General features: G+C 31.0%; 19 protein-coding genes. 8 read left to right on the plus strand and 11 right to left on the minus strand.

Annotated elements, in window-relative coordinates; all coding sequences use genetic code 11:
* Positions 1 to 20: 20 nt before the first annotated feature.
* Both C661_RS0105770 and C661_RS0105775 read left to right on the plus strand, forming a co-directional pair.
* Positions 21 to 497: an RNA polymerase sigma factor gene (locus C661_RS0105770; protein ID WP_017414364.1), complete on the plus strand. Its 477-nt coding sequence runs from the start codon at positions 21 to 23 to the stop codon at positions 495 to 497.
* Positions 494 to 931 (plus strand): DUF3955 domain-containing protein, encoded by a 438-nt coding sequence (locus C661_RS0105775; RefSeq protein ID WP_017414365.1) that lies wholly within the window; start codon positions 494 to 496, stop codon positions 929 to 931. Before C661_RS0105770 ends, C661_RS0105775 begins: the two co-directional genes overlap by 4 nt.
* 295 nt (positions 932 to 1,226) lie before the next feature.
* Here C661_RS0105775 and C661_RS0105780 read toward each other — a convergent pair whose 3' ends face one another.
* The 3 genes from C661_RS0105780 to C661_RS0105790 form a co-directional block, all read right to left on the minus strand.
* Positions 1,227 to 3,236 (minus strand): methyl-accepting chemotaxis protein, encoded by a 2,010-nt coding sequence (locus C661_RS0105780; protein WP_017414366.1) that lies wholly within the window; start codon positions 3,234 to 3,236, stop codon positions 1,227 to 1,229.
* 637 nt (positions 3,237 to 3,873) lie between these two features.
* Positions 3,874 to 5,079: a DUF401 family protein gene (locus tag C661_RS0105785; protein ID WP_017414367.1), complete on the minus strand. Its 1,206-nt coding sequence runs from the start codon at positions 5,077 to 5,079 to the stop codon at positions 3,874 to 3,876.
* Positions 5,080 to 5,252: 173 nt separating this feature from the next.
* Complete coding sequence (locus tag C661_RS0105790; RefSeq protein ID WP_017414368.1) at positions 5,253 to 5,633, minus strand: winged helix-turn-helix transcriptional regulator; 381 nt, start codon at positions 5,631 to 5,633, stop codon at positions 5,253 to 5,255.
* A 295-nt stretch (positions 5,634 to 5,928) separates the two neighbouring features.
* On the opposite strand from C661_RS0105790, the gene C661_RS0105795 reads away from it, so the two are divergent.
* Positions 5,929 to 7,698, plus strand: coding sequence for a stage V sporulation protein D (locus C661_RS0105795; protein ID WP_050551819.1), 1,770 nt, complete (start codon positions 5,929 to 5,931; stop codon positions 7,696 to 7,698).
* A 94-nt stretch (positions 7,699 to 7,792) separates the two neighbouring features.
* Here the strand turns inward: C661_RS0105795 and C661_RS0105800 are convergent, their stop codons facing one another.
* Positions 7,793 to 8,077 (minus strand): hypothetical protein, encoded by a 285-nt coding sequence (locus C661_RS0105800; RefSeq protein ID WP_017414370.1) that lies wholly within the window; start codon positions 8,075 to 8,077, stop codon positions 7,793 to 7,795.
* A gap of 378 nt (positions 8,078 to 8,455) precedes the next feature.
* Here C661_RS0105800 and C661_RS0105805 point away from each other — a divergent pair, with 378 nt between their 5' ends.
* Entirely contained in the window at positions 8,456 to 10,165 is a 1,710-nt protein-coding gene (locus C661_RS0105805; RefSeq protein ID WP_017414371.1) for a methyl-accepting chemotaxis protein, read from the plus strand.
* A gap of 248 nt (positions 10,166 to 10,413) precedes the next feature.
* On the opposite strand, the gene C661_RS0105810 is transcribed toward C661_RS0105805, so the two are convergent.
* Positions 10,414 to 10,857, minus strand: a complete 444-nt coding sequence (locus C661_RS0105810; RefSeq protein WP_017414372.1) for a DUF134 domain-containing protein — start codon at positions 10,855 to 10,857, stop codon at positions 10,414 to 10,416.
* 399 nt (positions 10,858 to 11,256) lie between these two features.
* On the opposite strand from C661_RS0105810, the gene C661_RS0105815 reads away from it, so the two are divergent.
* Positions 11,257 to 11,622 carry a NifB/NifX family molybdenum-iron cluster-binding protein gene (locus C661_RS0105815; RefSeq protein WP_017414373.1) on the plus strand — a complete coding sequence of 122 codons (366 nt, stop codon included), beginning with the start codon at positions 11,257 to 11,259 and terminating at the stop codon, positions 11,620 to 11,622.
* Positions 11,623 to 11,746: 124 nt separating this feature from the next.
* Complete coding sequence (locus C661_RS0105820; protein ID WP_017414374.1) at positions 11,747 to 12,712, plus strand: tRNA dihydrouridine synthase; 966 nt, start codon at positions 11,747 to 11,749, stop codon at positions 12,710 to 12,712.
* Positions 12,713 to 12,986: 274 nt separating this feature from the next.
* Here the strand turns inward: C661_RS0105820 and C661_RS0105825 are convergent, their stop codons facing one another.
* Positions 12,987 to 13,274: a putative quinol monooxygenase gene (locus C661_RS0105825; protein WP_017414375.1), complete on the minus strand. Its 288-nt coding sequence runs from the start codon at positions 13,272 to 13,274 to the stop codon at positions 12,987 to 12,989.
* 434 nt (positions 13,275 to 13,708) lie between these two features.
* On the opposite strand from C661_RS0105825, the gene C661_RS0105830 reads away from it, so the two are divergent.
* On the plus strand, positions 13,709 to 14,731 hold the full coding sequence (locus C661_RS0105830; RefSeq protein WP_017414376.1) for a cache domain-containing protein: 1,023 nt from the start codon (positions 13,709 to 13,711) through the stop codon (positions 14,729 to 14,731).
* 16 nt (positions 14,732 to 14,747) lie between these two features.
* Positions 14,748 to 15,692, plus strand: a complete 945-nt coding sequence (locus tag C661_RS0105835) for a cache domain-containing protein (protein ID WP_017414377.1) — start codon at positions 14,748 to 14,750, stop codon at positions 15,690 to 15,692.
* Positions 15,693 to 16,001: 309 nt separating this feature from the next.
* On the opposite strand, the gene C661_RS23585 is transcribed toward C661_RS0105835, so the two are convergent.
* The 5 genes from C661_RS23585 to C661_RS0105865 form a co-directional block, all read right to left on the minus strand.
* Positions 16,002 to 16,157, minus strand: a complete 156-nt coding sequence (locus C661_RS23585; protein ID WP_017414378.1) for a hypothetical protein — start codon at positions 16,155 to 16,157, stop codon at positions 16,002 to 16,004.
* Between the two features lie 506 nt (positions 16,158 to 16,663).
* Positions 16,664 to 18,601: a S8 family peptidase gene (locus C661_RS21430; protein WP_017414380.1), complete on the minus strand. Its 1,938-nt coding sequence runs from the start codon at positions 18,599 to 18,601 to the stop codon at positions 16,664 to 16,666.
* A gap of 234 nt (positions 18,602 to 18,835) precedes the next feature.
* A complete protein-coding gene (locus tag C661_RS0105855; protein WP_017414381.1) occupies positions 18,836 to 19,561 on the minus strand; it encodes a permease in 726 nt (241 codons plus the stop codon).
* Positions 19,558 to 20,040, minus strand: coding sequence for a permease (locus tag C661_RS0105860; RefSeq protein ID WP_017414382.1), 483 nt, complete (start codon positions 20,038 to 20,040; stop codon positions 19,558 to 19,560). Before C661_RS0105860 ends, C661_RS0105855 begins: the two co-directional genes overlap by 4 nt.
* Positions 20,041 to 20,042: 2 nt before the next feature.
* Positions 20,043 to 20,369 carry a cupin domain-containing protein gene (locus C661_RS0105865; protein WP_017414383.1) on the minus strand — a complete coding sequence of 109 codons (327 nt, stop codon included), beginning with the start codon at positions 20,367 to 20,369 and terminating at the stop codon, positions 20,043 to 20,045.
* Positions 20,370 to 20,383 lie beyond the last annotated feature (14 nt).

Consider the following 20,383-nt stretch of genomic DNA (forward strand, 5'->3'; position numbering starts at 1 on the left):
ATATGAAAGGCGGTGAAATTGTGACGGAATTTGAAGAAATATACTCCAGATATTTTAAGGATGTATATAGATATGTATTGTGTCTTTCAAAAAATGAAAGTATTGCAGAAGAAATAACTCAAGAAACATTTTTCAAAGCGTTAAAAAGTTTTAATAGTTTCAAGGGTGATTGTAAGATTAGTGTTTGGCTTTGTCAAATTGCTAAAAACTCATATTTCTCATATTTAAAGAAAGAAAAAACTAGTTGTGAAAGTGTTGAGGAACTAAATCAGGTTTTTGATACTGATCTTGAAAAAATATTTATTGGCGATGAAAATGCATTTGAAATTCATAAATTAATCCATAATTTAGAAGAACCATATAAAGAAGTGTTTACTTTGCGTTTTCTTGGAGATTTATCGTTTTTAAAAATTGCTGAATTATTTGGGAAAACAGAGAGTTGGGCAAGAGTCACTTATCATCGTGCAAGAACAAAATTAAAGGAGAAGTTGATATGAAGTTATCATGTGAGGTCATTAAAGATTTATTACCATTGTATTACGATAAAGTTTGCAGTAAAGAAAGCTCTTCCTTGATAGAAGAACATTTAGCTGAATGTCCACAATGCATGGATGAATTTGAAAAGCTTAAAATAAATTTAGAGAATCCAACTATTTCAGATGTGGAGGTAAAATTAATGAAGAATATTTCAACAAAATGGGAAAAGGATAAGAAATCATCATTTGCAAAAGGTTCCATGTTGGTGTCAGCATTGGCAGCTATAATTTGTTTTGTTGCCTATAATATTATTGGGGCAGAAGTATTACCAGATGGTACATTAGTTGAACCCTTCGCATTAATACCTATTGGATATATATTTCTTCTCATGTTTATTATTTCATTGATATGGAACTTTGTAATTTCAAAGAAGCACAAGATTCATACTAAGTAAAACAGTATATCCTGCATTTCTAATTACCATATAGCTTTTTATATAAAAGCTACATAAATAGGATATATACCCTTTCTGCAACTTCCTTGTATTATTTACCAATAACAAATTAAATTCAAAACCTATGCTAAATCGAAATTATAGCATAGGTTTTTTGGTTTCATATAAACATCACTTTATTACAAGAACCCACTTACCATTAAATATATAAGAATCCATAAAAGCCTACAAAAGCTTATTTTATATCAATATATTATAAAGGGGATGCATTATTAAAGAAAATAACCTTCTTATTCTATCTTGTTTTAAACTTACTTAGTTCCTCATTTAAAGTTTCTGATAAGTTTTGAAGTCCCATAACATAGTTATTAAATTCTTCCATAGTGGCATTTATTTCTTCAGTTGATGCTGATACTTCTTCTGAAGAAGCAGCTGTTTCTTCTGCTACAGAGGAGATATTTTGTATTTGACTTACGACTTCTTCTTTTTCAGTGTTAATATTTAAAACTTTTTCTTTTATGTTTTCAACTTTTTCAATTAACTTGCTTATAGAACCATAAATATCATTGAATATTACATTTGTATCTTCTACTGTTTTATCCTGTTCTATAACAATATTTTGAGCTAGTCCCATAGCTTCTACTGCGATGCTTGACTTATTTTGAATAGCTTCAACAATTCTCTTTATTTCTTCTGTAGAGTTCTTTGATTGCTCTGCTAGCTTTCTTATTTCATCAGCAACTATAGCAAAGCCTCTACCAGCTTCTCCTGCTCTTGCAGCCTCAATAGAAGCATTAAGAGATAATAGGTTTGTCTGTTCAGTTATTTGTGTAATAGTTTGTGAAATTTTACTAATCTCTTCAGTACTTTTGCTCATATCTTCAACTATTTCAGCTACAGACTGAGTTGTTTCTTTAGTTTCTTCAGATTTATCCATAAGTAGTTTAACCATTTTTAAACCCTTATTGCTTAAATCTTTAGTATTTAAAGATACTTCATCTATTTCCTTAGTTGAGGTTTCAATGCTACCTATTCCATCTACTAACTTGTCCATTTCATCCGATGCATCCTGTGTGCTTGAAGCCTGCTGAACTGATCCATGAGATATTTCCTCTATTGCTCTTGATACTTCTGCCACAGAAGCTGTAGTTTCTTCTGTCATTGCAGATAAGTTAGTTGCAGTATCCACAACTGTTTGTGAGGATTTTTCAACATTCCTTAAGATCTGTGATATATTTTCTATCATAAGATTAAAGTTTTTTGCTAAAACTCCAATTTCATCCTTTGATTTAACCTGAACAACTTCTGTTAAATCCCCCTTGGAAGCTTTAGTCATAACATCTTTTATCTTATTTAAACTTACAGTTATTGATCTGGTTACTAGAATTGATATACCTATTGCTATAATAGTAGTAATTATTAGTACTATTATAATAGTCATTAAGATTGTTTTTGCATCCTTATTTAATTCATGGGCATCCATAGTTCCTAGTACAGTCCATCCTGTAACAGGGCTATTTGTATATACAGCAAATTTATCTTCTCCACCCTCTTCGTAGGTGTTAAAGCCTTCTTTCTTTTCCGCAACTGTGTTCCAAATTTGAAGCTTAGAAAAGGTATCAGTACCAATTAACTTTTCATCGGGATGAGTTAAAAGCAACCCATTTTTATCAAGAAGTATGGCATAACCTTCTTCTCCAACCTTAATTTCTGCTATGCTTTTTGCTAGTGTAGTGAAGTTTATATCCATAGCAACTACACCAACTACTTCTCCATTTTTTTCTACTGCCTTTGAAATGGATACTGTAGTTTTTCCAGTGGTTGCATCTGTATAAGGGTCGCTAAACACAACTTTTCCCTTATTTTGAGCTGCATCCTTATACCAAGGTCTTGAAGTTGGATCATAGTCAGACCCCATATCGTCAGCAGGGTATAAATAAAAACTTTTCCCAACTGTCCCCATGTATATTGATTCTATATTTGAGTTAGTCTCTTGCATACCTTTAAGACTATCCATTAGATAGGGTGAAAACTCAGGATTGCTATGTATGTTAATAAAATTATAGTTATTTGCAAGCATGGTCACATTATTCCCCATGGAGATTAGCTCTTTATCAATTCCCCTATTTGCTTCCTTTAATAGTTGTGCACTTGAAGTCTCTAATTTTTCAACTATTATTGACTTGGACTCAAAATAAGCTACTGCTCCAAGAACAACCAGTGGAATAATGCATATACTTAATAAACTTACTAATAACTTTGTTTTGATACTTTTAAAATTAAAACCTACCTTTATTTTACTCATGTAAAACTATACCTCCTTTTGATTTCTTAATAAAATTAAATTAAATTCAAAATTATTAAAAATTATTTATTAATTTTACCTTTATTTATATTTTCGTTATTTTATTCTTTAACTTTATACCATTTTTATTTTATTTCGACATGTTTTTGATATTTTTTCACCACATTTCGACATTCAACTGTGAATTATATTTTGTTTATGTTATTTATGTTATTTTAATCTCACGTTTTTATCCATAATAATTTTATTTTGGATTTAGTTCACCAGTTTTCTATCTTTTTCTTTTACCTTTTCTAAGTTTAATTCCGTTGTTTTTGCATCAAATTCTAACCTCATTACTTTGCCTTAGTTATACATATATTACTCTGATATGACGAAAATTATTGACTTTTAAAGAAGCTTAATGAAGTAATTATTATAAAAAAAGGTTACCCTAATAAATTTAGGATAACCTGATGAATTTTATAATCTAATGGGTTTCACTTTAAAATTTCTTTCTACTTTAACAAGAAGTTCACTAGACATCGGTATTATTAGATAACTTTGTTAAGAAAGTTATCTAATAATTTTCCCCCTAGGTCTATATGCAATCCAGAAGGTGTGAGACTCCTCTTAACTTACCTCTTTCCATAAAAATTTATAGAACTAGATATAATAAGTAACTATAAATAGAGCTAATCACAATGAAGGTCAGTAATATTGGTATAGTCTTTTTTATTAAATCTATAAATGAGGTGCCATAGTGCTCTACTACTATTGCTAAACAAATGTGAGTCGGTGAAATCTGCATAGCAATATAGGTTGTACACATGATTAGTATCATTAATGCTAGTCCACCATTTGGGATAGTAGCATATGCTAAAGGTACAGCAATAGCTATCATACCTTGACCACCTGCCACTAAAGTGCCAAAGAAAAATAAAAGCATAAAAATAATTACTGGTGGAATTGGTAGTGATGAAAAGTACCCAGGTAATCTTTGAATAACTCCTGTAAATGTCAAAATTTCTTTAAACATCATTATTACAATAGTAGTTAATATTAGTTTACATTCTATTGCCGACTCAAATATTGGCTTTATCTCTTCAAAGCTAAATTTATTTAGAAGAAATGAAAGTATTATAATAGGTACAACTGCATAATGAACAGGAGTTTTAAACACTAAGATAATTGCAATGGTGAGCACAATTGGCCATAAGCTAATTATTAGGTTTTTCATATCTTTACCTTTGTTAGTTGATTCTTTCAGTTCAATATCTTTGGGAATTTTTTTAACATACATAAAATACCCTAATAAAAATAATACAACCACCATAGGTAGCATTGCTATTACGAAAGCTGTCATATCTACGCCCGAAAGATTTAATGCTAATAATATGGTGGAATAGGTGGGTAAAAAGGCTTCTGAAATATGCCTAAAATAGCTAGTAATAAAAGTTTTTTCCTCCTTGCTTATATAGTCTCCACCAGCATTGTCAACTATAGGAGAAGCTATTAGCACTGCACCAGCAGATGGTAATAAGCCAATTATAAATGGAGCAACCATTGCATTTATTCGTCTGTTGTTAAATAAATTGCTTAAGGATTTTTCTGCTAGCAATAAATGATTTCTTTTTTCCATCATTCTTTGAAGAAAGGTAATTGTATAAAAGGCCAAAACCAGATTAATTGTATCTAAGCTAAAAGCTCCATGTTTCATCAGTTTAATAGCTTGTAACGGATTTATTCCATATAAGAAAATTGTACCTAATATACCAGCAGATATTGATATATATAGAGGTTTTTTTAGCTTTATTACTATAACTATACAAGAGAATATTAATATTAGTTTGATAATGTCCACAGTAGTCCTCCTTTAAATTTCTAAAGTCATTATTGAGCTATATTTTTAACTAAGCTACTAACTCTTTTATCCACAGAACACCATTAGTATTTTACCTATTTAAAAGATGAAATTTATGTAAAGTTATTATTTCCAAGGCTGAAAATTTATTGTTAAAACTATTATAGGTAGTGTTATTCATTGTTATAATCACACTTCTGGCATTGAGTCATTATATGCTCACTGTCATTTTTATGATAAGCTCCAGACCATTTACAAATACTTTGTAAAATTGGCACAACAGATTTCCCTTTCTTCGTTAATGAATACTCTACCTTAGGAGGAATTTCATCATATTGTTCCCTTCTTACTATGTTATCTGAAATTAACTTCTTTAAAGTGGCTGCTAATACTGCATCTGTTATATCTGTCATTTCATTGCGAATTTCGCTATAGCGCAAAATTTGTTTTTCAGCTAGCACACATATAATACGTGAATTCCACTTGCCGCCAAATATATCCAATCCATACTCTAAAGGACATCTAATTTCTTTTTCTAATTTTGGCTTATACATCTGACATTCCTCCAATACTCCTGATACATAAATTATAACCTTTGTTACTATCCATGAACAAGTTACTATGAAATTTATTAGTTACTCATTAATTTTACCTATATCTTGTTGATAGCTCCACATATGAAGCTAACAGAAGGTCCTCCTAATTGAAAAAACAAATTAGCATTCTTAATTTTTTCTAGCATTTATCTTATCTTAAGAATATTATTAAGATATGTATTAAGAATATTTTATTTAAACGATATAATAAAATGTAAATACATATAAATTTAGATATTGGAGGGTGAATCATTTGAAAAAGGCTCGGAAAATTACATCACAAGGTAAGCTTAGACTAATTTCTGTCTTTTGCCTACTCACTCTTATTTTTACTATACTTTTGTCTAGATTATTTTATATAATGATAAATAAATCTAAAACCTATAAAGCTATGGCACAATCACAGTGGACAAACCAAATGAAGATATCTCCTCGAAGGGGTAATATCTTGGATAGAAATGGTAACAAACTTGCAGTAACAGTTGATGAATACAGAATAGATCTAGATCTTGTTACCTTAAATCAGACTCTTAAAGATAAGAACATTACAATAAGTGAATTAGCTTCAACACTTTCAAACATCTTAGGTATGAAACCAGAAGATATTAGTGGAATATTTGATAAAAAACTTGATAACGGTGACCCTATTACCTCGGCAATTTTAAAACGAAGTGTAGAAAAATCCCATGCTGATGAAATTAAATCACTTGATTTAAGAGGCATCATAATATCTCCAGAACTTGAAAGATACTACCCCAACAATAATTTATTATCTCAAGTTATAGGTCATACTGATTATGATGGGAAGGGTATTACTGGGGTTGAATTTAACTATGGTAAAGAACTTGAGGGCATCTCAGGCCTTAAGGGCTTTGAGGCAGATATTGCTGGAAATCAACTGCCCTATGATTCTTTTAATGTAAATGCAATTCATGGTGAGGATATTATTCTGACAATTGATCAAAACATACAACTAATGGCTGAAAAAGCTGCTGAAAAAGCACTTAAGGATAATAAAGCTAAATCAGTTTCTATAACAATAATGGACCCTAACAATGGAGAAGTGCTAGCCATGACAAATAAACCAGATTATAATTTAAATTCCCCTTGGGAGGTTGGCACTACTTCAGAGGAAATTCAAAATGCTTGGAAAAACAATGCAATACAAAGTGCCTTTGAACCTGGCTCCATCTTTAAAGCAATAACTGCTGCTGCCGCATTAGAAAACAACTTAGTTGATGAAAATTATAGATTTACTTGTAATGGAAGTCTTAAAGTTGGAGACAAAACAATATATTGCTGGCAAAGAAATGGACATGGTGAAGAAAACCTGGTTGATATTTTAAAGAATTCCTGTAATGTTGGCTTTATGGAGCTTGGTGAAAAAATAGGTAAAGAAAAATTGCTAGACTTTGTAAAAAAAATGGGGTTTGGTGTAAAGACAGGCATTGACTTACCTGGTGAATCTACTGGAATTCTTTCGCAAAGTAGTTCTATAGGACCTGTGGAACTTGCTACCATGTCTTTCGGACAAGGAGTAGCTGTTACTCAAGTTCAATATTTAGCCGCTTTTAATGCCATTGCAAATGGTGGGACCTTGATAACTCCTCATATAATGAAAGATGTTGTACATTATGAAGGCGACACAAAAGTGATAGATAAGAAATTTGATCAGTCTAATGAAAAAAAGGTTATAAGCGATAATACCTCCACTAAATTAAGATTCGCCCTTGAAAAAGTTGTAACTGATGGAGTAGGAAAACCTGCTTTTGTTGAAGGGCTTCGTATTGGTGGAAAGACCGGTACAGCTCAAAAATCCAATTCATCTACAGGTCAGTATGAATCCGAAAAGTATATAACCTCTTTCGCTGGCATGGCTCCTGTGGATAATCCTAAAATAACAATGCTAATAACTATAAATGAACCTGATCCATCAAAATACTATGCTGCACAAACAGCAGCACCTGTCGGTAAAACTTTATTTACCGACATTATGAATTATTTAAACACTAAGGCCCCATAGTATATGGAAACCACTTCAACTTCAGAAACCTTCTTAGAAACACAAAAAGGATTACCATAAACTTGGTAATCCTTTTATTATAATTAATTACTTCCTACTGAAATTCTACTGACCCGCCTGCTTGTTTAATAGCACTTACTATGCCCGCTAAATTTAAACCATTATTTCCACCTAATAAAGGAATTCTTACTATTAGACATATTCCACCTGGGGATGTTACTTCTAAAAGATTTAATAAGTTAATTGTAGTTCCTGCTGGAATATTAATTCTTAATATTGTCCCTGGTAATTGTGGGCAATTATTTTGTGGATATTTATCTTCATGATTCTTATTACAATTCTTATTATAAGTGTTAGGAGTTATATAATCCTCAAACATTTAAATCACCTCGTATTATTTTCTGTATTATATCCTATTCATAAACATGGACAAGTGTTACAGTTTTTTATATAATTTTCTTACCTTGGCCATTGTCACTATGAATCCTAGAGATGAATAATGCAATATTAGGGCTTAATATTCCTTGTATATTCCTTAATAACTTAATATTATATTATAAAGATTTTATAAATTTAATCGATATTATAATTTGATTATCTCACAAAAATGCTTTCTTAAAAGCCACCGAAAATTATTTGTGCTACTTACATTAATAAAGGCCCTTCAAATTACATAGTGGAATTTAGGTGTGTTTTATTGTGACTTAATCATAATTTATATTATTCATAAGCAAGATTTTAAGAAAGAAGGGATTAAATGATTAAAAATTTAAGAATGCGTCTCAAAATATTAACATTATCAGTAACAGCCCTAATTATAATTTTAGTGGTTGCTGGCGTAGGCTTCCTAAATATTCAGGATACCAATAGTGACTTAGCTTCCCTGTATGATAATAATCTATTACCTGTGCAATATCTTAATGATAATAGAAACCAGGCCAGAGCCATTGAAGCTGATATTTATGCCACAATTTTAAATGTTGGTAATAAAGATAAGCAGCAAGAAAAAGTAAATGATATAGAAAAAAGAAGTAAAAGTTTCGATGATAATTTTAGTAAATACAAAAAACTAGATCTAGATAAATTCGAAACTGATTTAATTCCAGTACTTGAGGAAAACTTAAAAAAGTATAGAGAAGGTAGAGATGAAGTTATAAAACTAGCTTTAGAGGGAAAACAAAGTGAATCAGCTACGAAGTTCGCTTCCACTCAAATTCACCTTGATGCCTTTCAAAAGAACTTAAAAGATTTAGCAGATTATAACATAAGTGATGCTGAAAAAGTAAAAATTCACAATGATGAAGGTGCCAAAGCACTTACGAGATTTTACATAATTTTAATACTACTTTCAACAATTATAGGAGTTGTTATGTCACGTATTGTTTCAACCAGTATTGTAAAGCCCCTACTGACTATAAAAGACTTTGCAAACAGACTTAAAAACTCTGACTTTACAACTCCTATTGACCTAGCAAGAAAAGATGAGCTTGGGCAAATTGCAGCGGCTCTTAATGAAGCCCAAAGTCAAATTGGTTCCCTTATAGGTGAAGTTCAAGCTTCTGTTAATGATTTAAGCTCCGAAAGTGAAGAACTCTCCGCGACAGTAGAAGAGATTACCGCAAAACTTGAGGAAATAAATATAACCACAGAACAAATTGCCTCCTCAGCACAAGATGCTAGTGCTGGAGCTGAAGAAATCGCAGCTTCTACAGAAGAGGTGGATGCAAGTATTCAAGAACTTTCCTCTCAAGCACTAGAAGGAAGTAATAAGGCAGATAGTATTAAACGTAATGCTACTACAGTGAAAAAAGAAAGCAATGATGCCTTTGAAAAAATGCAAGCAATTCAATTAGAAAAGGAAAAAAACATTCGTGAAGCTCTTAAAAAAGCTGAAGTGGTAGAAAACATAAAGATGATGGCAGATGCAATTTCTAGCATTTCAGAACAAACTAATCTTCTTGCACTAAATGCAGCTATTGAAGCAGCAAGGGCTGGGGAGCAAGGAAGAGGCTTTGCAGTGGTGGCTGAAGAAGTTAGAAAGCTTGCAGAACAATCCTCTCAAGCTGTAGTTAAAATTCAGGAAACAATAACTGAAGTAAGAGAAGCCTTTTCTGATTTAAAAGAAAACAGTAATGAAATCTTAGGCTTTTTAAATAAAGATATTTCAGAGCAATTTAAAAAGTTCCTTGAAGTGAGCAAGGACTATTATGATAGCGCAGATTTCTACGCTAAGATTTCAGAAAACATAGCTTCCATGTCTGAAGAAATCACAGCAACTGTTGATCAAGTTAATGGTGCTATACAAGACATGGCCTTACAAGCTCAAAATACTAGTGAGAGTTCTGAAGGTATAAAAGATGGAGTTAACGAGACTGCTATGGGCATGAATCAAGTTTCTGTGGCCGCTCAACATCAAGCTGCAATGGCAGAAAAACTAAGCGAATTAGTTTCAACCTTTAAAATATAATCTTATAATCATAAAAAACACATATTTATATCACCTTATATTGATATAAATATGCGTTGGTACAAATAGATATAGATATAAATAAGTATTGATATCTATATCTATTTTTTTATTCTTATCTTCTTAAGAAGATATAGTGTTTAAGCCACTTTCAGAGTTTTTCCGAAAAAACTCACCTGAAAACTCTATAAAGAATGATCCTAAAATCCATCTTTGGATACTAGTCATTTGAAAACCTAAGTTAAAAGTTACTTGCCCTTTTTATGACACCACTGCCCACAAAACTCTGCTTTTTTACTACATAATACTTCAGTTGAACTACATTTGGGGCAAAGTTCCTTGTCTTGCTGAAAGTTAATATCATATACCTCACCACAATCCATGCACTTAAACTTACAGTGATTTGTAGTGTAGTTTCCGCCTTCAATTCTTATAGCTTTTCCTTCTGTTAAGGCTATAGCTACCTTTTTTCTGGCACTATCAATTATATTTTGAAAGGTTTGTCGTGATACTTGCATTCTTTCTGCGCACTCTTCTTGGTTTAATTCTTCTATATCCTTAAGCCTCATAGCTTCTAATTCTTCAACTTTTAGCATAACTTCTTCAATTTCACATTTTGGTTTTCCAAAAGGTACAAAGTAGTTACTTTCTGGGAAAAACTCTACTCTTCTAAACTTCACTGGTCTTGCCATTATTATCCTCCCAACATTTTCTTAATGACTATATGAATACTGTAGGGCATTGATTTATACGTTACCTATATTACTAACTTCAATGCTTTATTGTGAAGAATAAAATATTCTTTCACCTTAGAACCCTATTTCTATAGTTCAAAGTCATTTTTAAAATTTATCTTTATTATACTACCAAACTAAATATATTTGTACGTCTACTACTAAGTTTTCTTCTATCTTCCTCTTCATAATAGATAATGGATATATTATTTTATATCTACTACCCTGATTATCTATAAATAAAAAAATAATTGCATATTTGACATACTTTTAAAAGAGGTTTATTATAATTATATTAGGCATATGCCAATAACTTTTTTTGTATTTTGGTTTATTAATTTTATTGGAGGTTATATTATGAAAATTGCATTACCATCTCGTAATAATTCTATTGATAGTCACTTTGGACATTGTGAGTATTTCACAGTTTTTACCGTTGACACTAATACTAAAGAAATCCTTTCTTCTGAACAAGTAGCTTCTCCAGCAGGCTGTGGCTGTAAGTCAAATATCGCTTCAGTTCTTGTTGATATGGGAGTTAAGGTTATGCTTGCGGGAAACATGGGAGACGGAGCTGTAAGAGTACTTAATAATGTAGGAATTCAGGTATTACGTGGCTGCTCAGGAGATGTAAAGGCTGTAGCTTCTAACTGGCTTCAAGGTGCTGTTGTAGATTCAGGAGACTCTTGTCATGCCCACGACCACGAATGTCATAACCATTAAAAATAATACTAATTATTTTAACTAAACAAAACCACTATATGAATTTTAGATAATTATATAGTGGTTTCTATTTTTTTTGAAGGCTGATATAATGTGTTTAGAATATTTATAAAGGAGTTATTATATGCGATTTTATTTAGCACCCTTGGAAGGAATTACAGGCTTCATATATAGAAATTCTTACAAAAAGATTTTTAACAATATTGATAAATACTTTACGCCTTTTATTGTACCTAATACTAGTAAGAATCTTAAAACTAGAGAATTAAGGGATATATTACCTGAAAATAATAAAGAGATTAACATAGTACCTCAAATACTAACCAATAATTCGGAAGGTTTTATTACTACTGCTAGAAAATTAAAGGAGTTAGGTTATAGTGAAGTTAATTTAAATTTAGGTTGTCCTTCTGGCACAGTAGTTGCCAAAAATAGAGGTTCAGGGTTTCTAGCAAAGCCAGAAGAGCTTGATATGTTTTTAGAGGAAATATTTAAAATGGAGGATATGAAGATTTCTATAAAAACTAGAATAGGAAAAGATAGTCCTGAGGAATTTTATGAACTTATAAAAATTTATAACAAATATCCTATGGAAGAATTAATTATCCATCCTAGAACCCGACAAGATTTTTATGGAAACAAACCTAATTTAGAAGTCTTTAAAGATGCCTTAGCTTTAAGTACTAACCCCATATGTTATAACGGTGATATTTTTACTGCTGATGACTATGATAAATTAACAAGTGCTTTTCCTGAATTAAATACAGTAATGTTAGGAAGAGGTATCCTAGCTAATCCTGGATTAATTGATTTAATAAAAACCAACACTAAATTAGACAAAAAAGTATTAAAAGACTTTCATGATGAGGTTTTAAATAGTTACGTAGCATTGTTTAAGGATGATAATATTGCCATCCTTAGGATGAAAGAACTATGGAGTTATTTGATTTACATATTTTCTGATAACAAGAAGTATGGTAAGAAAATTAAGAAGTCTCAAAACTTGAATGATTATAAAGCAGCTGTGTTTACTTTGTTTTCAGAGCAAGAAATCATTGAAGGAGCTGGATTATTTCATAGTGAACTTTAAGGCAAGCTACCTTTACAATTAAGTATTAAACTAAATTTTGATATACCCAAGTCCCGTTTTGTATCTAGATTCCATATTGGACTAAAACACAAGGACCCACTCTAAAGAATAATTATAAACCTGGTACTTACGAATTAATAATGTAATTCAAAAGAATTTTGAGTTTTAGGTACTTCACATTTTTTAGATAACTAAAGGACTCATATGAAATTAACAAAAAACAGCTTACTTATTACAAAGAATAAGTAAGCTGTTTAAATCTTTTTGTGCCTTATTATATTATTTTATTATAGATATTAACTTCTTTATCTCTCGCCAAAAGCTTTCCTATCCTAGGCACAATTCTTGTAAAATGTTCTGTTTTAAAGTGCTTCTCTAAAAAATCTCTATCTTCCCACTCTTCAATCATTGTAAGAATTGTAGGGTTTTGTGTATCTTGACACAATTCATACTTAATACAACCTTCTTCTTTTCTAGTTTTTTCTACTAGCTCTTTGTATAATTCAATAGCCTCATTAATTTTATCCTCTTGAATAAAATTTTTCGCAACGACTTTTACCATTTGTATCCCACCCTTTTTTGTTATTCTTTCACAATTATCATTTATTTTCTAAATTTCAATAGAACTATCCCACTATTAGAGTTCACCTCTAAGGGCTAATAACCCTTTGTTACTGAACTCACCTTAGCAGAGCTTATATAAAATAATTATAAATATTACCTTAATTAATAGCAAGTACGCACTATTTTGTATTGTAGTATATAAAAATATACTATTCAAATTAGGAGCTTCCAAAGTGAAATTGCATTTTTTTAACTTCCAAAGTGATATGTATTTAAATCATTACTAAATATCCTATGGAAAATAGGAGTAATTTATAAGTTAAGTGTGGTCTTCAGTTTCCCCTAGATAATAAATCTATACATTTTTGAATTAGTTGTCCCTTTTTCTGTGCTAGGAATAGAATATATTAAGAAAGCTTAGAGGTGAATCCAGTGAAAAAGAAGAAAGAGATTTCCTTATTTTTAAAGAAGACAGTAATGACTTTAGTGGTTACCCTTTCAATTTCTATTATTGGTTATACAATACAATATTATAGGGATATAAGTTTAAGTAAAAATAATATTATTAACAGTTTATATACAGATGGTAAAAAACTAAAAGATACTATTGAGAAGGATTTTATAAATAGACTTTTTTATGAATTGAAAATATATTCCAGTTTTGATGGACTAAAGGAACTGGATAAAGATAAAATAAGCAAATTTTTAACCTTCGTTAATGCTAATAATGAAAGATATGTAAATATGGCTGTAATATCCACAAGTAGAGAAATTGTTTATGGCTATTTGCCACAGGAAAAACAAAAAACTATTTACTCCATTATAGATAATGTGGTAGCAAATGGCATGCAATCTATCAATTTAAGTAAAAGTACAGATAAGTATCATTTAGATGTATTTATTCCCATAGAAAATGGAAGTAACACTGTAGGGATAATGTTCTTTGAGATAAGTACCCAAGAAATAGATGAAATTACTGCCAGTATAAGAGATAAAGACGGAGTTGAAGCTTATGTAGTCGATAAAAATGGTGTTTTTATAACCTCTTCTAGATTTTCACAGGATGTAATTGCAAAAGAAAAAATCGATATTAAGAGAGTTAAACTTAACATTGATTATGCAAAGGACATCCCTTATAAAGACTATAGAGGTGAAAAAGTTTATGGAAGATATTTTCCGCTTAACTTTGATGGGTGTACTTTAATTATAGAGGCTGACGAATCCCCAACAGTAATAAACTCTGTGGCTAAAAAGACCTTACCCCAAATAATAGTTGTACTTCAGGGAACTGGGATAGTTTTGTTACAGCTACTTTTTAAAAATAAGTTCGGCATCGAAGTAGAAGGTACTTCCATGGAAGAAATATTAGTGAAGTTTAAAAAAGGTGAAGTACCTTTGGAAGATATTAATAAAATGATTGATAAAATTAATAAAAACAATAATCCTCAAAGTTAATGAGGAGGTGAATTAAATGACATGTTTTAAAAAGTTCTTTAAGAGAAAATTCAAGAAAAATACTTTGTTATTTACTGTGGTAACCTTAACAAATATATTATTATTTACAATAATTTATATTATTAGTAATGGACCCATGGTGGCTTCAGCAGTAAGAAATTTATCCTTACGCACAAGTCAGCAAGCAAACTATGTTAATTATTTGAATTCAAACTTACTCCATGATTTAAAGCTTTATACTAGAAGTGATGCAATGAAAAATCTTGATTTCCATGGAATAACAGAGCTTTCAACCCTTATATTGTCTGATAGTGAAGTTTTCAATAGTTTAATAGTGATAGATGATAAGAATACAATTGTCTATGGATATACAGATAATTTTAAAGAATTAGTTAACGGAGAGGCTGTAAGACTTGCCCAACAAGGTGTTGTTGGGGCCTCAGATATGATCAAAGATGGAAACAACCATTTTATAGATATTGCGGCACCTATTTATGATGATAATAAAAATATAAGAGGAGTTCTGGTCCTTAGATTACTTCGAGATAACGTGAAAGTATTCTTAAATGGAGATAGGCTAGATGAGGATATGGAAGCTTTTATTGTTGATGAAGAAGGTGTTATGTTAACTCCTTCTAAATATATCAGTGATGCTGTTGGAAAAACTAAAGTTAACATGGAAAAAATGAAGCTAAGTATTGATTATAATGCTGAAATCACCTATTTCAATTATCGTAATCAAGAAGTCTATGGCTCCTATTATGAGATACCTGATACGGGGTGGACCATATTTTTAGAGAAAGAAGCTAAAAGTGCAAATGAACTGAAGAATAAAATAATAAATTTATTTTTTATAAATATGATTGTAGAAATTTTTGTGATAGTTATAGTTGAAAAACTCTATTTATCTTATTCAACTTGGTATGACAACAAGGAAACCCGTAAGAAAAAAAGATGTTAAAATAGTGTCTATAGGAAACTAAGGTCACTTGTATTTTCTCCCTACTTTTGTTCCCTTAAAACTCTTAGGTGATGAATTTCATTAATCATGAATATAATAAGATTTCCACCTAGTAACCCTATAGTTAATAGGGTTACTTTAGCTTTAATCAACTCTTTTAGCAGTAAGTTGATTATTGTCTTTTGTTACCTCCAAGGTTCCAAGAAGGCTTTTATAATTGCTATTAACAACAAATTTCACCCCTTGTGTTTCTACAACTAAATCATTTTCTTTTTGTTCATCCAGAACAACTGCAAACTTGCTACCACTTCAACACATACCTGCTACTACAAATCTTACAGCAGTTTTGTTTAGCTTTTTTAAAAGCTTTGTAATATCCTCAAGGACAGTTGGAGATACTACCACATTAAAATTAGATCTTATCTCTTGTTCTAATTCTTTATTTTTCTTTAAAAATGAAAACATCCCTATAACTTACCTCCTACTTCGATGAAATTTATATTATGTATTTCTATAGTGAAACTCTTATTAAATAATCTTAGAGCTTATTTAAGATCAATGAAGTTCATCTTGAATTAGTTAAATTTTCACCACCAAAGCCTGTATTAACTTTATAGTTAAAAATTCAACTAATTTTACTTTCATTATAATAAAGTAATATGAAGATTTTATGTAATATAAATCCTTCTCTTTAGACATATTTATTAGAATTATACTAACTTTGTCCAATATAAGGAAGCTATTTCTTAGAAACACTAGTTAAAATGCTAAAGTGATTTTTCTTTAGGCCTCCAAAGTTATGTACCCTACACTTTACTCCTCGCTTAATTCTCTTAAGGCTTTTTTAATAAATATATATATATATATGGTTACTGGAGGATCAGTAAAATGCAAAATTTAAAAACACTAGATTTTAGTAAAGCTCTCCCCCTTTGAGAATTCTTTTTAAACCCAGTGTTTTTAAAATACCTCTACCTATAATTTATTCTTTTCAGTATTTCCTTGGGTATACTAACAAACACCCCCGTGTCTGACTCCTTACTAGAATTATCTATAGCTTTTTCACAGGAAGCTTCCTTACCGCAAGCAACTACTTTGTTTTTATTAGGTATATTAAACTTAATTTTTTTTAGATTTTCAAATATCTTAGGTATGTTTAACTTTCCATATCCGCTTTCAGGATTAGGATAACTTACTCCTTCATCCTTCGAAGTTGCACCTATGATATAATTTCTGATGCTTTGAGCATAAAGGTTTGGATTATTACCATCCACTATCCCCCACTGAAGCATTAAAGCTACTGTGCCAGCCAATATAGCCCCTGCTACACCTGATCCACATCCTACTATAAGCTTATTTTCAAGGCCTGTAGTAAGAATTCTATAGGATGCAGTAATTACATCTGGTTTTATTCGCCCATCTCTGGTGAAGCCTTTTCCTGATTCTTCTATTAACTCTCCTGTATCTTGATTATAAAAACCAGTACTTATCATATTTCTAGCGGTAGAAGGTGTAACTACAGTAATAAAGGGATCTGGTCTTAAAAACCTAGTTTCCTTCTGCAAAAGGTTCTTTTGAGTCATCCAGGCATCATATCTACCATTAAGAAGTTGATCAGCCTTAAGAGTTATTTTCCATACGCCTGGTGTTAATCCCCTAATTAAAAATTCCAAATTATTATCAGGAACTACCTTCTCTTCTGAATAGTTTTGAATGGTTATAGTTGAGGAACTAAGGTTAAAAGTAATGCTTCCTCCTTGATTAGCAGGTGTTTCAATTTTTTCTACTGTACTTCCATCTGGAGCTATTATTCCAACTGAAACTTTATCTGGTTGAATTGTATATAAGGATATTATAATATTTCTTTCTCCCTCAGCTATATTTATATCTATGGTGTCTTGCCCTCCAGTTTCGAAAAGATTACCGCTAGTGTGGGTATCTCCTGTACCTTGAACTCCTACAGTTGCTACTGTAACAAAACCTCTCCTTTCAGTAAGAAAATCCATATATCTCTCAAGTACTGTACCTCCATCATGTCCCCCAAGATTACTCCCTAGTGGAATATAAACTACCATAGGTTTATTTAATACTTGTTGTAAAGTTGAAAGATAATCCATTGCTTCAGCTATATCTATTCCTTCATAAACTCCAGCTTCAGACTCATCTATGGCATTTACCGCTAATATATTTCTTTTTGCCTTTTTTAATTTTACTATAGCAAAGTCGCAATTGGGTGCTACACTTGAAAAAGCTTCAGTTTGGTTTAATTTTCTCCCCCCAATAATACCTGCCATTGCTGTACCATATCCTGTTTCATCCCTATGCTCCACTTTATCATAAGGATTTTGTCCAAGACCATTAAGCTTTATAGCTTCATCTATATCCAACCTTGTAAATTCTTTTCCATAAATAATACTATGATGTCTTTTTCCCATATCAATTGTTTGATCCCAAATACTTATTATTCTGGTGGTTCCATCTTCCTTCATGAACCTTGGGTTGAGATAATCTATACCTGTACTTATGATTCCCACCACTACACCCTCTCCATTGTAGGGTACGTTCCCCTTTTCTATACCCTTAGGACTGGAGGTTCCTTCTTCTAATACTGTTGGTGTTAGTGTATAGGGAAAATTTTTGTGCAAGATTGTTATTTCAGGAACACTTTGTAATAAAGTATTAAGCATACCTTGTTTAACAAAAAGAGTTCCAAAAAACTTTTCTGTATAATACATCTTAGCATAATCAATATTTTTCAATCTTTCCTGAATATCTCCTGTGAACTCCACAAAATAAGCATCATATTCTTCATTTAAAAAGAGCTCTTTAAAATTTACTTCTTCAAGCTCTTTGCCATCCTTAGTAGTTGTATTTGCCTCCCTGCCATTGCTAAACCTTTCCCCTTTCATTTGCTCCCCTCCTATAGATTAAGTGCTTAATACAAGCTTATATCTGCCTAATAAACTTCTTCATTATATGTTAGGATAATTCTAAGTTTAATTACCTACCTTTAATTACATTATATTAGCTTTTATCCATATAGTTCTTCAAAATGAAATAGGTCTTATTTATTCTTTACTAAATTGCTCCAGTAATCTGTCTAATAGATTCCACAATATCACTGTGGTAATATATACTTAGCTTCATATAAAACTAATAGCTTTTACTGGGCATTTATCAATAACTTTTCGCAACTCTTCCAACTCATCTTCTTTGACTTTAATATATTTTAATTTAGCTTTTTTATCTACAATTTCAAAGTGATTTGGTGAAAACCTTTCACATAATCCACAGCCAACACAATAATGAGTTTTTATACTTAAGCATTCTCCCTCATTATTGTTTATTGAATTTTCTAGAGGAATATCCTGTTTATTTATTATCTTTGAAGTGATGTAAGCCATAATGAATATTGAGATTACAGTAAGTACCCATCTTATGCCCATAAATTTAGCACCTAAAAATTTTGCTTCATTTGCTAACATAGGTACTTTTATAACAGCCCAAGAACTTAAAATAATAAAGATATTTCCAACACTAGCGCCTTTACTTAGTAACATTTTACAGATTGGAAAAGCAGCATAAATTGGCCCTGCGGAAATGCTACCTAGCAATAAAGAAAATAAACCACCTTTAAAACCAGAATTGTCTCCAAAATTTTTTAGTATAACCTCCTTTGGAATAAGAGCTTCAATAACTGCGGTAAGAATAAAGATTACTGGCATAATGGATAACATTTCTTTAACATAATACATACTGTTTCCCATAGCCGTTTTTGCATAATTAGGAGCTGTTATAAAAAGCCCTAGGTATATGATTGCTACTAAAGCTAATAGTTTATTATTTTTAACAAGATTTAATATCTTCATATTAGTACCCCCATAACAAGAGCAATTAGAATAGCAAAGATGAAACTTAGTACATTTCTAGTTACTGCAAACTTCAACCCAAATTCTTGTTTTTCTAAAGGAATAGTCACAACTCCTACCATGGTTAAGGTAGTTAAAAAGGCTACTGAAGGAATAATACTTACCCCCATATCCACAAAGGACCCTACCAGTGGGAAGGCCACAAAGGGTGGAATTAAGGTTATCCCCCCAACTACAGCAGCTATAACTGTTGATACAAAGGTGTTTGAACTTCCTAATACACCCTTTATGGTTTCTGGTGGAATAAAGGTGAGTAATAAACCTATGAGAAATAATATAGCTACTATTTCGCCAATCATATTTTTCATCATGCCCTTTGCCATCTGCATAGAATGAAGAGTTTTGCTCTTATTCTTCTTCATTGAATATATAAAGAGAATAATAGTTGTTATCCATAGAGCTATAGTAAAAACATCCATATTTATTCCCCTTTATAATCTTTAGGATTTGGTGTTTTAAACACAAAGAATTCTAGCACTTCCTCATGAAAATTATTGACATTCATTTTTGTGTTAAAGGGAATATTAAGAATATCTCCTACAGTATATTCATTAACTTCTCCGTCATTAAATTTAGTTGTCATAGTACCTCTTACAATTACCATATAAACATTAGAGTTTGAGTAATGCTCAGGTAGTCCTGTGCCTTTGACAAGTACCATGTGGTTTAAGTGAATATTTTCGTCATCTACTATTTTTTCAATTATCTTCTCATTTGTTACCATATACTTATAATTTTTCTCCATCATTGATAAAACCTCCT

The organism is Clostridium tunisiense TJ, assembly GCF_000300195.1.
Lineage (GTDB): Bacteria > Bacillota > Clostridia > Clostridiales > Clostridiaceae > Clostridium_J > Clostridium_J tunisiense.

What these genes read in the sequence shown, in the direction of transcription:
- C661_RS0105775 (WP_017414365.1), top strand. Translation starts at nt 494, where the DNA reads ATGAAGTTATCATGTGAGGTCATTAAAGATTTATTACCATTGTATTAC.
- C661_RS0105780 (WP_017414366.1), bottom strand. Translation starts at nt 3,236, where the DNA reads ATGAGTAAAATAAAGGTAGGTTTTAATTTTAAAAGTATCAAAACAAAG.
- C661_RS0105790 (WP_017414368.1), bottom strand. Translation starts at nt 5,633, where the DNA reads ATGTATAAGCCAAAATTAGAAAAAGAAATTAGATGTCCTTTAGAGTAT.
- C661_RS0105800 (WP_017414370.1), bottom strand. Translation starts at nt 8,077, where the DNA reads ATGTTTGAGGATTATATAACTCCTAACACTTATAATAAGAATTGTAAT.
- C661_RS0105805 (WP_017414371.1), top strand. Translation starts at nt 8,456, where the DNA reads ATGATTAAAAATTTAAGAATGCGTCTCAAAATATTAACATTATCAGTA.
- C661_RS0105810 (WP_017414372.1), bottom strand. Translation starts at nt 10,857, where the DNA reads ATGGCAAGACCAGTGAAGTTTAGAAGAGTAGAGTTTTTCCCAGAAAGT.
- C661_RS0105815 (WP_017414373.1), top strand. Translation starts at nt 11,257, where the DNA reads ATGAAAATTGCATTACCATCTCGTAATAATTCTATTGATAGTCACTTT.
- C661_RS0105820 (WP_017414374.1), top strand. Translation starts at nt 11,747, where the DNA reads ATGCGATTTTATTTAGCACCCTTGGAAGGAATTACAGGCTTCATATAT.
- C661_RS0105825 (WP_017414375.1), bottom strand. Translation starts at nt 13,274, where the DNA reads ATGGTAAAAGTCGTTGCGAAAAATTTTATTCAAGAGGATAAAATTAAT.
- C661_RS0105835 (WP_017414377.1), top strand. Translation starts at nt 14,748, where the DNA reads ATGACATGTTTTAAAAAGTTCTTTAAGAGAAAATTCAAGAAAAATACT.
- C661_RS23585 (WP_017414378.1), bottom strand. Translation starts at nt 16,157, where the DNA reads ATGTTTTCATTTTTAAAGAAAAATAAAGAATTAGAACAAGAGATAAGA.
- C661_RS21430 (WP_017414380.1), bottom strand. Translation starts at nt 18,601, where the DNA reads ATGAAAGGGGAAAGGTTTAGCAATGGCAGGGAGGCAAATACAACTACT.
- C661_RS0105855 (WP_017414381.1), bottom strand. Translation starts at nt 19,561, where the DNA reads ATGAAGATATTAAATCTTGTTAAAAATAATAAACTATTAGCTTTAGTA.
- C661_RS0105860 (WP_017414382.1), bottom strand. Translation starts at nt 20,040, where the DNA reads ATGGATGTTTTTACTATAGCTCTATGGATAACAACTATTATTCTCTTT.
- C661_RS0105865 (WP_017414383.1), bottom strand. Translation starts at nt 20,369, where the DNA reads ATGATGGAGAAAAATTATAAGTATATGGTAACAAATGAGAAGATAATT.